This is a genomic window from Occultella aeris, assembly GCF_902703175.1.
GTDB classification, from domain to species: Bacteria; Actinomycetota; Actinomycetes; order Actinomycetales; family Beutenbergiaceae; genus Occultella; species Occultella aeris.
Genome location: NZ_CACRYJ010000016.1, coordinates 141,872 through 154,469 on the forward strand (window position 1 = coordinate 141,872; position 12,598 = coordinate 154,469).

15 protein-coding genes are annotated in these 12,598 nt (G+C 69.6%); 10 read left to right on the forward strand and 5 right to left on the reverse strand.

Going from position 1 to position 12,598, the window contains the following annotated elements:
• The first annotated feature begins 17 nt into the window (after nucleotides 1–17).
• The gene (arfA, locus tag HALOF300_RS05215) at nucleotides 18–1,526 is read left to right on the forward strand and encodes an arabinosylfuranosidase ArfA (RefSeq protein ID WP_156739878.1); all 1,509 of its coding nucleotides are present in this window, start codon (nucleotides 18–20) and stop codon (nucleotides 1,524–1,526) included.
• Nucleotides 1,527–1,556: 30 nt separating this feature from the next.
• Here arfA and HALOF300_RS05220 read toward each other — a convergent pair whose 3' ends face one another.
• Entirely contained in the window at nucleotides 1,557–2,225 is a 669-nt protein-coding gene (locus tag HALOF300_RS05220; RefSeq protein WP_156739879.1) for a uridine kinase family protein, read from the reverse strand.
• Between the two features lie 66 nt (nucleotides 2,226–2,291).
• Between HALOF300_RS05220 and HALOF300_RS05225 the strand changes: the two genes are divergently transcribed.
• The 9 genes from HALOF300_RS05225 to HALOF300_RS05260 all read left to right on the forward strand — a co-directional run bounded on the left by HALOF300_RS05225 (nucleotide 2,292) and on the right by HALOF300_RS05260 (nucleotide 8,488).
• The gene (locus HALOF300_RS05225) at nucleotides 2,292–3,815 is read left to right on the forward strand and encodes an alpha-N-arabinofuranosidase (RefSeq protein ID WP_156739880.1); all 1,524 of its coding nucleotides are present in this window, start codon (nucleotides 2,292–2,294) and stop codon (nucleotides 3,813–3,815) included.
• A gap of 271 nt (nucleotides 3,816–4,086) precedes the next feature.
• Nucleotides 4,087–4,293 (forward strand): hypothetical protein, encoded by a 207-nt coding sequence (locus tag HALOF300_RS26915; RefSeq protein WP_197522319.1) that lies wholly within the window; start codon nucleotides 4,087–4,089, stop codon nucleotides 4,291–4,293.
• A complete protein-coding gene (locus HALOF300_RS26920; protein WP_197522320.1) occupies nucleotides 4,290–4,685 on the forward strand; it encodes a type II toxin-antitoxin system death-on-curing family toxin in 396 nt (131 codons plus the stop codon). Before HALOF300_RS26915 ends, HALOF300_RS26920 begins: the two co-directional genes overlap by 4 nt.
• Before the next feature lie 52 nt (nucleotides 4,686–4,737).
• Nucleotides 4,738–5,169 carry a hypothetical protein gene (locus HALOF300_RS05235; RefSeq protein ID WP_156739882.1) on the forward strand — a complete coding sequence of 144 codons (432 nt, stop codon included), beginning with the start codon at nucleotides 4,738–4,740 and terminating at the stop codon, nucleotides 5,167–5,169.
• Nucleotides 5,170–5,227: 58 nt separating this feature from the next.
• Nucleotides 5,228–6,250 (forward strand): LacI family DNA-binding transcriptional regulator, encoded by a 1,023-nt coding sequence (locus HALOF300_RS05240; RefSeq protein ID WP_231955043.1) that lies wholly within the window; start codon nucleotides 5,228–5,230, stop codon nucleotides 6,248–6,250.
• Entirely contained in the window at nucleotides 6,247–7,260 is a 1,014-nt protein-coding gene (locus tag HALOF300_RS05245; protein WP_156739883.1) for a LacI family DNA-binding transcriptional regulator, read from the forward strand. Before HALOF300_RS05240 ends, HALOF300_RS05245 begins: the two co-directional genes overlap by 4 nt.
• Nucleotides 7,261–7,310: 50 nt before the next feature.
• Nucleotides 7,311–7,562: an Ada metal-binding domain-containing protein gene (locus HALOF300_RS05250; protein WP_156739884.1), complete on the forward strand. Its 252-nt coding sequence runs from the start codon at nucleotides 7,311–7,313 to the stop codon at nucleotides 7,560–7,562.
• On the forward strand, nucleotides 7,562–8,233 hold the full coding sequence (locus tag HALOF300_RS05255; protein WP_156739885.1) for an alpha-ketoglutarate-dependent dioxygenase AlkB family protein: 672 nt from the start codon (nucleotides 7,562–7,564) through the stop codon (nucleotides 8,231–8,233). Before HALOF300_RS05250 ends, HALOF300_RS05255 begins: the two co-directional genes overlap by 1 nt.
• A gap of 78 nt (nucleotides 8,234–8,311) precedes the next feature.
• A complete protein-coding gene (locus HALOF300_RS05260) occupies nucleotides 8,312–8,488 on the forward strand; it encodes a hypothetical protein (RefSeq protein ID WP_156739886.1) in 177 nt (58 codons plus the stop codon).
• Here the strand turns inward: HALOF300_RS05260 and HALOF300_RS05265 are convergent.
• From HALOF300_RS05265 to HALOF300_RS05280, 4 genes are read right to left on the reverse strand one after another with little or no spacing between them, the layout of a single operon-like run.
• Nucleotides 8,481–9,101 carry a response regulator gene (locus HALOF300_RS05265; RefSeq protein WP_156739887.1) on the reverse strand — a complete coding sequence of 207 codons (621 nt, stop codon included), beginning with the start codon at nucleotides 9,099–9,101 and terminating at the stop codon, nucleotides 8,481–8,483. The two genes, HALOF300_RS05260 and HALOF300_RS05265, sit on opposite strands and share 8 nt — an antisense overlap.
• Nucleotides 9,098–10,438, reverse strand: a complete 1,341-nt coding sequence (locus tag HALOF300_RS05270; RefSeq protein ID WP_156739888.1) for a sensor histidine kinase — start codon at nucleotides 10,436–10,438, stop codon at nucleotides 9,098–9,100. The genes HALOF300_RS05265 and HALOF300_RS05270 overlap by 4 nt, the downstream gene beginning before the upstream one ends.
• A 6-nt stretch (nucleotides 10,439–10,444) precedes the next feature.
• Entirely contained in the window at nucleotides 10,445–11,209 is a 765-nt protein-coding gene (locus tag HALOF300_RS05275; RefSeq protein WP_197522321.1) for an ABC transporter permease, read from the reverse strand.
• Nucleotides 11,209–12,144 (reverse strand): ABC transporter ATP-binding protein, encoded by a 936-nt coding sequence (locus tag HALOF300_RS05280; protein WP_156739889.1) that lies wholly within the window; start codon nucleotides 12,142–12,144, stop codon nucleotides 11,209–11,211. The genes HALOF300_RS05275 and HALOF300_RS05280 overlap by 1 nt, the downstream gene beginning before the upstream one ends.
• Nucleotides 12,145–12,598 lie beyond the last annotated feature (454 nt).

The window sequence follows — 12,598 nt, forward strand, 5'->3', positions numbered from 1 at the left end:
GCAACCAGGAGCACCCCATGTTGACCGCATCCCTCGTGATCGACCCGGCGTTCGTCGTCGGGCCCGTCCGGCGCCGCACGTTCGGCTCCTTCGTGGAGCACCTCGGCCGGTGCGTGTACACCGGCATCCACGACCCCGAGCACCCGAGCGCCGATGAGGACGGCTTCCGCGGCGACGTCCTCGACCTCGTCAAGGAACTCGGCACCGGCACCGTGCGCTACCCGGGCGGCAACTTCGTCTCCGGCTACCGCTGGGAGGACGGGGTCGGCCCGCGCGAGCAGCGCCCGAGCCGACTCGACCTGGCCTGGCACTCCACCGACCCGAACACGGTGGGCGTGGACGAGTTCATGCGCTGGGCGAAGAAGGCCGACGTCGAACCGATGATGGCCGTCAACCTCGGCACCCGCGGTGTGCAGGAGGCCCTCGACATCCTCGAGTACTGCAACGTCGCGGGCGGCACGCACCTGTCCGACCAGCGCCGCGCGAACGGAGCCGAGGAGCCGTACGGCATCAAGATGTGGTGCCTCGGCAACGAGATGGACGGCCCCTGGCAGATCGGGCACAAGACCGCACACGAGTACGGACGCCTGGCCACCGAGACCGCCCGCGCGATGCGGATGATCGACCCCGACCTCGAGCTCGTGGTCTGCGGCAGCTCGTCCTCGGCGATGCCGACCTTCGGCGCGTGGGAGGCCACCGTGCTCGAGGAGGCGTACGAGTACGTCGACTACGTCTCCGCGCACGCCTACTACAGCGAGAAGGACGGCGACCTGGCCTCCTTCCTGGCCTCCGCCGTCGACATGGACCACTTCATCGACTCCGTGAGCGCTACCGCGGACGCCGTGCGGGCCGCGAAGAAGCTGACCAAGCGGATCCACATCTCCTTCGACGAGTGGAACGTCTGGTACCAGCACCGCGCCGAGTCCCGCCCGCCGACCGGGGACGACTGGCCCGTCGCGCCGGTGCTGCTCGAGGACCGCTACAACGTCGCCGACGCCGTGGTGGTGGGCAATCTGCTCATCTCGCTGCTGCGGCACACCGACCGGGTGCACTCGGCGTCGTTGGCGCAGCTCGTCAACGTGATCGCCCCGATCATGACCGAGCCGGGCGGGCGGGCCTGGCGCCAGACCACGTTCCACCCGTTCGCGCTCACGTCCGAGCACGCCAAGGGCGACGTGCTGCAGGTGGCCGTCGACGCTCCGACGCTCGAGACCGAGAAGTTCGGCGAGGTCTCGGCGCTGGACGCCGTCGCCACCCGCGACCCGGAGACCGGCGCGGTGGCGATCTTCGCCGTCAACCGGTCCACCACCGAGACGCTGACCCTGACCGTGGACGTGCGCTCGCTGGGCGACGTGCAGGTGGTCGGCGCGCAGACGCTGTCCAACCCGGACCACACCTGGGCGGCGAGCGCGGACGACGCGACGTCCGTGTTGCCGGTCGAGAACGGCACGGCCGCAGTGTCCGACGGCGTCGTCACGGTCGAGCTGCCGGCCGTCTCCTGGTCCGTGGTGCGGTTGGGCGCCTGATCCGTGGCCGGTGCCGGCCGCCGAGGCGGCTCACCGCCGAGCGGTCGGCGCCGCGGCCAGGGCGCGGATGTCGCGCTCGGCCTCGGCCACGCCGATGGCGCGGCAGCCCTTGGCGACCCAGCCGCGGATGAGCCCGGGCTCGGCGCGGAACAGGGCGGTGCCCCGGCGGATCAGCGTCATCGGGGGCTTGCGGGACTCGGCGAAGTCCCGGAGCAGCCGGAACCAGAACGTCTGCATCCGCGGGCGGAGCAGGCAGATCGCGTCAGCGAGTACGTCCTCGGCGCGCAGGTCCGCGACCAGTTCCGCGGCGAAGATGCCCTCCGCGATCACGATCGGCTCGTCGTCCAGGACCACGTGGGTGGTGCCCGTGCGGCGCGAGGACGGGATGTCGTAGAGCGGCAGGTCGCTCGCGCCGTCCCGGCAGAGTGCCACCAGGGCCGCCCGGGCGCCGTCGTGGTCCCAGGACGCCGGCGAATCCCAGTCCACGCTGCCGAACCGGGACGGCAGACCGGGTCGGTCGATGTCGAAGTAGAAGTCGTCCAGCGGTACCACCGGCAGCCCGAGCCGGCGGGTCAGCGAACTCTTGCCGGAGCCGGACGGGCCGGTCAGCAGCACCACCCGGCGCCGGACCTGCCGGGCGCCCTCCGGGATGGGGAAGAGCGCATCGCCGGCACTGTCGGGGTCGGGACCTTCGGGCATCCGGCCATTATCCCCATCTCGCACCAGCATCCTTAACCGCAACCGTCACCCCAGTGGAGTGCTCACGTGAACGCATCAGCCAAGGCCATCATCAACCTCGACGTGGAGGGGCCGGTCATCAGCCGGCACCTGTATGGACACTTCGCCGAGCACCTGGGCCGGTGCATCTACGGCGGCTTCTATGTGGGTGAGGACTCCGACATCCCGAACTCCGGCGGCATCCGCCTGGACGTCGTGGAGGCGCTGCGGGCCCTGAACATCCCGAACCTGCGCTGGCCCGGTGGCTGCTTCGCGGACGAGTACCACTGGATGGACGGGATCGGCCCGCGCAGTGAGCGCCCCTCGATGGTGAACACGCACTGGGGCAACGTCGAGGAGAACAACCACTTCGGCACGCACGAGTTCATGGCCCTGTGCGAGTTGCTCGGCGCCGAGCCGTACATCAACGGCAACGTCGGCTCCGGCACGGTGAAGGAGATGAGCGACTGGGTCGAGTACCTGACCCGGGACGGCGACTCCCCGATGGTGCGGCTACGCAAGGCCAACGGGCGCGAGGAGCCCTGGAAGGTGCCGTTCTGGGGGATCGGGAACGAGGCCTGGGGCTGCGGCGGGAACATGAGCGCCCAGCACTACGCCGACGAGGCCCGCCGCTACGCGACGTACTGCCGGGACCACGGTGGCAACAAGCTCTACCGGATCGCCGCCGGGGCCTCCGACGACGACTACGCGTGGACCGAGACCCTGATGAAGGCGGTCAACTGTCTCGGCTGCGCGAAGGAGCCGCGTGGGTACTTCCAAGGACTGACGTTCCACTACTACACGGTGCCCGGGCCGTGGTCGGACAAGGGCAGCGCGCTCGAGTTCGACCTCGACGACTACTACGCGACCATGGTCAAGGCCGCGCGGGTGGAGGAGCTCATCGCCGGCCACGCCGCCGTGATGGACTGCTACGACCCGAAGAAGAAGGTCGGCCTGATCCTGGACGAGTGGGGCACGTGGTGGAACGTGGAGCCCGGCACGAACCCCGGGTTCCTGTACCAGCAGAACACGATGCGCGACGCGCTCGTCGCGAGCGTCCACTTCGACGCCTTCCACCGCCACGCGGACCGGCTCGTGATGGCGAACATCGCCCAGACCGTGAACGTGCTGCAGGCGATGATCCTCACCGACCCCGACTCCGGGGCCCTCGTGCTCACCCCGACCTACCACGTGTTCGAGATGAACTCCGGGCACCAGGACGCCGCCTCGCTGCGGGTCGACGTGAAGTCCGAGGGCACCACGCGCGCGGTCGGGGAGAACGAGTTGGACACGTTCTCGGTCTCGGCCAGCACGAAGGACGGCCGCGCCCTGGTCTCCCTGACGAACCTGGACGCCGACGCCCCGCTCGAGGTGGACCTCGACCTGCGTGGCCGGACCGTCGCCGGGGTGACCGGCCGGATCCTGACGGCGGACGTGCTGAACGCGCACAACTCCGCAGACGCCACCGGTGTCGAGGTGGCGGACCTGGACGGCCTGACCGTCGACGGCGGGGTGCTGCGGGTGAGCATCCCGGCGCATTCGTTCGTGACGGTGGACCTCGAGCTGGCCTGAGCCGGGCGCCGGCGACGCTGCGGAATCGGCGTTCCCCTGACGCGAAGTGCGGGTTGGCTGGCGCGTGACCCGCAGTTCGCGTCAGCGGAGCGCGCCACCCCGTGGTTCCGCTGTCGCGAAACGTGGGTCGGCCGGCGCGTGACCCGCAGTTCGCGTCAGTGGAGCTGGTCCCGGCCGACCTGTCCGTTCGCCATCGGGGAGCCGCCGGCCGGCCGAGCGCCCTGACGAGCAAGATATACTACCGCTATATCTCTCGGATCAGGAGGCTCTGATGACGACCAAGAAGTTGATCAGTCTGCCCGACCAGTTGGCGCGCGACATCAAGGAAGCGGCGGTCAAGGCCGGCAAGTCCGACTCCCTCTGGATGCGGGAGGCAGCAGAGGCGATGCTGGCCGGGGCGAGGGAGGAGTCCCTGTCGGAGATCGCGGACTTCATCTCCGACCGCGACCGGGAAGCGCTGGACCGGCTGGCACAGTGACGTTCGAGCATCTCTCGACCTCGGACCTTCTGTTCCTGTTCGCCAGGGTCGAGGGATTCCGGCCGCTGGTCAGAGATCTGGGGGCGTTGGAGTCTGCGGTGGAGCGGCCAAAAACTACCTTCGGGGGTCACTCGCTGTATCCGACCCTGAGCCTGGCAGCGGCAGCACTGATGGAAGCCATCAATCAGAACCATCCCCTGGTCGACGGGAACAAGCGACTGTCCTGGATCGGCGTGGCAGCGATGTACGCATTGGCGGGCCACCGCAACCCGGTGGTCCCCTCCGACGACATCGTGTCGCTGACGCTGAGCGTGGTTCAGCACGAACTCACGCTGGAGGAGATCGCTGGTGAGTTGGACCGGCTTCTCCGGAAGCCAGATGGGAATGGGTAGGACCACGGCCGAACGCGGATGATCGATCGCCGCGACGTCCGGTCTTCTGGGGATGACCCTCGGGAACGCGGGCGTGTACATCTGGCCATTCCTCGGGCTCCCCGATCTTCCCTCGGCTCTGCTCCTGGTCGTGGGCCTTGCCGGGATCCTCATCGGGGCGCCGGAGTGGGGGAACGCCCGGTCGCGGACCGCAGTATCCGAGGCTCACGCAGACATGCGGTTCGTCGTCCGCCTGGTGGCTGCCGTGGTGCTCGTGCTGATGATGCTCGTGGGCGGTGCGCTCACCGCACTTGGCGCCCGAAGCGATTTCGTCGGCTTCTGTGCGGTGGTGGCGTGCTTCTTCCCAGCAGCGGTCCTGCTGGGCACCGCCCATCTGCGGAGGGCGACGGTCACGGCCACGATCCTGGGTGTCGCCCTCGGCCTGTCGGTGATCGCGCTCCTGATGTACCAGAGCGGGAACTGGGGAGGTCCCTACCCCGGATAGCTCGAACAGTCGTCGGAGTCGGTGAAGGAGGAAGGCGACTCGGGCCTACCCTGACCACATGGCGGCGACGATGCGGGATGTGGCTGCGCTGGCCGGGGTGTCCCTGAAGACGGTCTCCCGGGTGGTGAACAGCGAGCCCCACATCCGGCCGGAGACGGTCGCCCGCGTCCGGGACGCCATCGCGAGCCTCGGCTGGGTGCCGAACGGAAGCGCCCGAGCCCTGCGCACCGGCCGGACCGGAGTTATCGGCATCGCCGTCGCCGGCCTGCGCAGGCCCTACCTCGCGGCGCTCGTCGAGGCGTTGGTCACCGAGACCGACCGGCGCGGGCTCCAGGCGGCGGTCGAGCCGAGCCACGGTGACCCGGCCCGGATCCGCGCGGTACTGGACGGTCGCGGACCGAGTTACGACGGCGTCGTCCTGATCGGCGACGACGGCGCCGGCCTCCCGCTCGACGGGGCCCTCACCGACCGTCCGGTCGTCGTGGTGCAGGGCGACGACGCGGACGCGGACCTGGTGCTCGACGACGTGGCCTCCGCCATGGGCATGGTGACGCGTCATCTCGCGGTGCTCGGACGCCGTCGCCCCCTCCTGCTCGGCGGTGACCGTGGCGCCGACCGCGGGCCGCGTACGCCCGGCGCGCTCGCCGAACCGGGGGCGGTGACCCGCGCGGCACTGGCGGCGGCCGGCTTCGGGGCCACGGTGCCCGTGATCCGGCCCGACGGCGAGTGGGACCGTGGGTGGGGTGCCGCCGCCGCGGTCGCCGCACTTGCCGCCCACCCTGGGACCGACACCCTGATCTGCGTCAACGACGAGGTGGCCCTCGGTGCACTGTCCGCGCTGACGGCCCGGGGCGTGGACGTACCGGGCGAGGTTGCCCTGCTCGGGTACGACAACCTGGACGACGGGTGGTTCTCGACGCCGTCCCTGACCACCGTCGACCCCGGGCCGGCGCGACTGGCCCGTGCTGCGCTTGACCTGCTCGCCGAGCGGATCGCCGGGACCGTACCGGCCGTACCCCGGCGGGTGGTCCTGCCCGTGGAACTGGTCCGGCGCGAGTCCACGATGGGAGCGCCCCGATGAGCCGGCCGACCTTGGCGGACGTGGCCGCACGGGCCGGTGTCTCGGCCAAGACGGTCTCCAACGTGCTGCTCGGGCGTCGCTACGTCGCCGAGGCCACCAGGGCCAGCGTGCTCGTGGCCGTGGCCGAGGTCGGCTACACGGTCAACGAGGCGGGCCGCGGGCTGGCGTCCGGCCGCACCGGGCGGGTCGCCGTGGTGGTGCCGATGATCTACCAGCCGTACTTCGCCGAGGTCGCGGAGCGGCTGATCCTGGCGCTCGAGGAGCACGGGCTGACGACCACGCTACGGATCGCCCACGACACCGCAGCCGAACGGGACGCCGTCCTCGGCATCACCACCCCCGACGTCGACGGCGTGATCCTGTGCCCGCACGGACTGAGCCCCGAGGTCCTCGGTGACGCCGTCCCGCCCCGACCCGTGGTGCAGCTCGGCGGCGGGATCATGCCAACGTTCGACTGCGTCATCATGGGCGAGCGCGAGGGCTTCCGGGCCATGGCCGAACACCTGCTCGACACCGGCCGCCGCCGGATCGCACTGATCGGCACCGGCCCTGCCGAGGCGCCGCAGGGAAGTCGGTTCGCCGGGTACCTCGACGCGCTCGCAGCACACGGCATCGCACTCGACGAGCGTCTGCTGATCACCGGATCGGACTGGGACCGGCGCGCCTCCGGCTACGAGGCCGTGGTGGGCCTGTTGCAGACCGGCGTGGAGTTCGACGCCGTCATGTGCTTCAACGACGCGATGGCCGTCGGAGCCCTGCGCGGGCTGCGCAGCCACGGGTTGCGGGTGCCCCAGGACGTCGCGGTCACCGGCTTCGACGACACCGACGAGGCCGAGTTCACCACACCGCCGCTGTCCTCCGTCAGCCCCGAGCAGGAGGAGATGGTCGCCGCCACGGTGCGGATGCTGATCGAACGGATCGGAGGCCGGGACGAGTTGCCCCGGGTGGTGCACACGGGAGCGCATCTGGTGCCCCGGGCGTCGTCGGCCCCGGCCGCCCAGGACGGGTAGTGCGTGCACACCTCACACTCCGGATGTGCGCCGCGTCTTCAGGGGACATGGTGACCACCTACCTCCTCGAGGGGCCCGACGGGAGGCCGTACCGCTCCAGCGCCCCGGGTGTGCTCGGTGGACATCGGCGCGGGAGGATCTACGGGCGGCTGGACTGCCCGGCCGCGCTGCGGGCGATCGCGAGAGGCGGGTACGTGCGGAACCGAGTGTTCTTCGCCGACGAGGCCACCGCGATCGCAGCCGGGTACCGCCCGTGCGGCGTGTGCCTTCGGCACGAGTACTCGGCGTGGAAGGAGCGGTGATGGACGCCCTCTTCGGCGACGACCTGCTGGCCAGACCCCGCCGCCAGCTCGCGGACGGCGCCACCTGGGTGCCGGGCTGGCTGACCCTCGACCAGCAAGCCTGGATCGTCGCCAGGTTCCACGAATGGGCCGACGGACCGGTGCCGATCCGGGCGGCCAAGGTCCGCGGGCACGAGATGAGCGTGAAGACCGTCTGCCTGGGCTGGCACTGGCGCCCCTACGAGTACACCCGCGAGGCGGTCGACGTGAACGGCAACCGGGTGCTCGACTTCCCGGCCTGGATGGTGCGCCTGGGCCGCCTGGCCCTGGCCGAGGTGACCGGGGACCCGAGCGGCGGCGACGACTACACGCCGGACACCGCCCTCGTGAACTTCTACGACGACCAGGCCCGGATGGGCATGCACCAGGACAGGGACGAGCGCTCCCTCGCGCCCGTCGTCTCCCTGTCGATCGGCGACACCAGTCGGTTCAGGTTCGGCAACACCGAGAGCCGGAACAAGCCGTACCAGGACATCGACCTCGCCTCCGGGGACCTGTTCGTGTTCGGCGGCCCGTCGCGGCTCGCCTATCACGGCATCCAGAAGGTCCACCCGGGCACGGCGCCGGAGGGCTGCGGCCTCGCCGCCGGGCGGATCAACATCACCATGCGTGTCACCGGCCTGACCGGCTGACCGGGCCTACGCCGACTTCTATCGGGCAACGGACTGTCACGAGCCGAAGATCCTGCCAACACCGGTGACCCGATCCGTATGCTCGCCGGCACCGGGTGCACGCTGCACCTGATCGAGCCCTTCGGCTTCGAGCTGAACGATGCGCCGGGGCCGGGCTGGACTAACCACGACCTTGCGAACGTCGTCGTCCATCCCGATCTCGTGCCGCTTGCGACGGTCCTGCCGTGTCATGGCCAGCAGCGGGGCGTCACGTGAGCAGGCGACGGCGGTAGCCCTCGGCCACCGCCGCGGCTCGATCACGAACGCCGAGTTTGTCGTAGATGTGTTGCAGATGGGTCTTGATGCTCGCTTCGCCGATGAACAACGTTGCAGCTGCCTCTCGGTTCGAGTTGCCGTTCGCGACCAATTGCAGCACCTGATTCTCTCGGTCGGTCAGGGCGCCGGGGCTTGGCCGGCGAACCTGCCCCATCAGGTGCTGCGTCACCGACGGCGCGAGCACCGACTCTCCCCGCGCGGCTGCGCGGACTGCTCGCGTCAGTTCGTCGGGCACCGCATCCTTGAGGAGATAACCGATCGCACCCGCCTCGATCGCCGGCAGGACGTCGCTCTCGCTGTCGAACGTGGTCAGGATCAGCACACGGGCACTCGGGGCCTGCTCGCGCAGGGTCGCGGTTGCCGCGACGCCGTCCATCCCGGGCATCCGGAGGTCCATGAGCACGACATCCGCCGCCAGCGCCGTCGCACGTTCGACGCCCTCGACGCCGTCACTCGCCTCGCCGACCACGACGATGTCCTCGGCGTCCGCGAAGGTGTCACGAAGACCGCCCCTCACGATCGGATGATCGTCGACGATCACCAGTCGAATCATCGGTCTGTCTCCTCCTCTGCTCTCGCATCCCCAGGGGCGATCGCCGGAACGCGCACGCTGACGGATGTCCCTTCACCCGGTGCGCTCTGGACCTCGACATGACCGCCGACGCCCCTAATGCGCTGGCGCATGCTCGTCAGGCCGAAGCCGGTGCCGACCCCTTTCGCGAACCCGCGTCCATCATCGCGCACGTCCAACAGCACCTCGGTGCCCGTGTAGGACAACGTGACTCCGACGCGTGAGGCTCCAGCGTGCTTCGCCACGTTGGTCAGCGATTCCTGCGCGACCCTGAAGAGCGACACCTCGATCGCCGGGCTCAGTGGCTCCCGGGTGCCGGTGACGTCCACCCGCGCGTTGATCCTCTGGTCCTGGGACCAGCGCTCGGTCAGCGTGCGCAGTGCGTCGGGCAGGTGCGCTCCGGCGAGCTCCTGGGGAGCCAGCGCCCGCACGGACCGTCTGGCCTCGGTGAGGCTGCTGCGCGCCAGCCGAAGTGCACGCGTGACGTGCTCTTCGGTCTCGTTCTGCACGCTCGCGGAACGCTCCGCGGCCTGGAGCTGCGTGATGATGCCGGCGAGGCCCTGGGCCAGAGTGTCGTGGATCTCGCCGGCCAGTCGCTGCCGCTCGTCCTGTGCTCCGGACTCCCGGGCTTGGGCGACCAGCTGCGCGTGGAGCCCGGCGTTCTCGTGCAGTGCCCCCTCGAGTCGCTCGACGAGCTGCTCCCGCTTGCGTTCCTCTGGTTCGCTGCGCGCGGTGAGCAGGATGCCCACCCCGATCGCCGCGGTCTGCACGACGACGATCAGGAGGAACTCCGCGAGCATCTCAGGGTCCGCCCACACACGCATCGCCGAGCTGTTGATGGCCACGGAGGTGGCCAGGACGCCGAGCACCCCCAACGGCCACGGTCTGAGCAGGTACGCGTGGAAGAAGCCGGAGATGGTGAAGACGAGGAAGATCTCGGAGTACGTCATGAGGGTGACGCACAGTGCCAGCAGTCCGACGAAGTAGATGGCGCTCGGCACGGGCCGGAGCGCCCTGCTCCTGATGGGCAGTGTGTGTCCGAACAGCACCCACAGCACCGAGACCGCGACCAGCCCGAGGACGGAGGTGCCCTCGGGCCAGAAGGGTTCACCGGAGGCCGGAAGCACGCCCAGGAAGTAGATCGCTGTGGAGACCGTCAGCAGCAGCCACGGTGTGAACAGCTGCAGCAGGTCCCAGACCCGCAGGTGCTCCTCCTTCCAGGCCAACCGGGAGCGGTTCGCGAACTCCGCTTCTTCCACGATCGCGGAACCGTGCGTCCTCGAGCTCGGGCGCTCGCCGTCCCCGGCGCCTCGCGTCATCGTCACCTACTCCCAGCGGAAGAGCTTCGCGGCGATCGCGCTCGCGATCACGGCAATACCCGCCATTATGGCAATCTGCAGCCAGAAGGACTGCCCCCCGGCGGTGGCAGTGACCTCGCCCGCTTCGGCGGACCACGCCGCGGTGAGAGCCTGCAGCCCGGGTGGGATGAAGTCGCCGACCTCGCGCAGCAGGTCCGGCATGAGGACACGGGGCAGGAACGCCCCGCCGAAGAACATGAGCGCAACGAACAGGAGGGTACCGATCTGGTTCGCGGCGCCGCTCGTGCGGACCACGGCCGCGGAGATCATGCCGAGCCCGAGCAGTGCCGCAAAGCCGACGACGAAGGCGACCACGAACTCCAGCGGCCGCTCGGGCGGCGCGATGTCCAGCACCGCCCACGCGAGGAAGATCATGAGGGCCGCGGAGACGACCACGGAGGCGAGAGCGACGATCATCTGCGCGAGCAGGACGTTGCGCGGATGCGCCGGGGTGGTCGACAGCCTGCGCAGGATGCCGCGCTCACGATACGTCGCGATCACCGCGGGGACGTGCTGCACGGCGATCATCACCATCCCGAACACCAGCGCCGTCGGCGCCCAGACGTCGATGGACCGGAGCCCGCCGGTCTCCGGCGACGGCTCTCGCAGTGCCGGGATGGCACCCAGCCCGAGCAGGAGTCCCGCCGGGAACAGCACACCGAAGATGACGGTGGCGGAGTCTCGGAGGAAGAGCTTCGTCTCGACCTTGACCATCTCTCGCAGAGCATGCATCAGTCGGCCTTCCTCTCGGAGGGTTCTTTGGATTCCGGGGCACGGCCCGTGAAGGCCACGAACGCGTCTTCGAGGTTGCGCTGGTCGACGCGGAGATCTTCCGCCACGACCTGGGCCCTGGCGAGAGCCCCGGCGACGCTGCTCAGGAGCTGCCCGCTGCCGGTGACGAGCCAGCGACCCTCGGTGATCTCGACGCCTGTCACGTCGGAGAGCTCCGTCAGGACACTCCTGTCGAGTGGCTCCCGCACGCGGAACCTGACCTGCTGTACCGCGCTCGCCCGCGCGATCAGCCCTGCCGGTGTGTCCACTGCGGCGACCCGGCCACCATCGATGACGGCGATCCGGTCGCTGAGGCGTTCCGCCTCATCCATGAAGTGCGTGACGAGGAGGATCGTGACGCCCGTGTCACGAACCCGCTCGATGAGGCTCCAGGTGTCGCGCCTGGCCTGCGGGTCCAGTCCGGTCGTGAGCTCGTCGAGGATCGCGACCTTCGGGTTGCCGACCAGAGCGAGCGCGATCGAGAGCCGCTGCTTCTGCCCGCCCGAGAGAGCCTTGTACTGCGTGTTTCGCTTGTCGGCGAGACCCAGGAGGTCCAGGAGCTCGCGCCAGTCGACGGCGTCCCGGTAGAAGGAGCTGTAGAGCTCGAGCGCTTCGGCGACCTTGATCGCGTCCGGGAAGCTGCTCTCCTGCAGTTGCACGCCGAGCCGCTCACGCACCTCCGCACGGTCCTTGATCGGGTCGAGCCCCAGCACGGAGATCGAGCCCGAGTCGGGCGTTCGCAGGCCGGCGATGCTCTCGACGGTTGTCGTCTTGCCGGCGCCGTTGGGCCCGATGATGCCGAAGATCTCCCCCTCTTCAACGGTGAAGGAGACGTCGTCGATGGCAACGTGCGTCCCGTAGCGCTTGTGCAGATTTCTTACTTCCAACGCGGTCATCCTGCGACGTTATGGGCGCGCCGCTTGCCGCTACATCGACCGTAGCGTCTGCGCTCGGGTTGATTCACGCCTCCACCGCTCGGTGGATCAACAGCACCTTGCCGGATCGCCCGACGCCCTGTTGGTTGTCGCGCTACCCGTCATCGCGGCACACACCTGACCTGGCGCACGGAAGCGGAACCGCCATGCTCGACCTCCCACGCCGGCCCCAGGCCTCGGATCAGCTCAGCATCGAATGCTGTGGCTCGCGCTGTTATGTGGCGAGGTTCTGTCGGCAACCGTGGCGGTTCCGCTGCTGAGTCATGCTGGCGGGTCTGCCCTGACTGAAGTCCCGGAAGCCGATCGGCATGTGGAGCGTGCCGATGCGTGATCCCGTGCGGGCACGGGTGTGCGGGGCCTCGACCATCTCGGCCGACCAATCTTCGTGCTCGCAGGAGCGGGCGGTAGAGGTCGA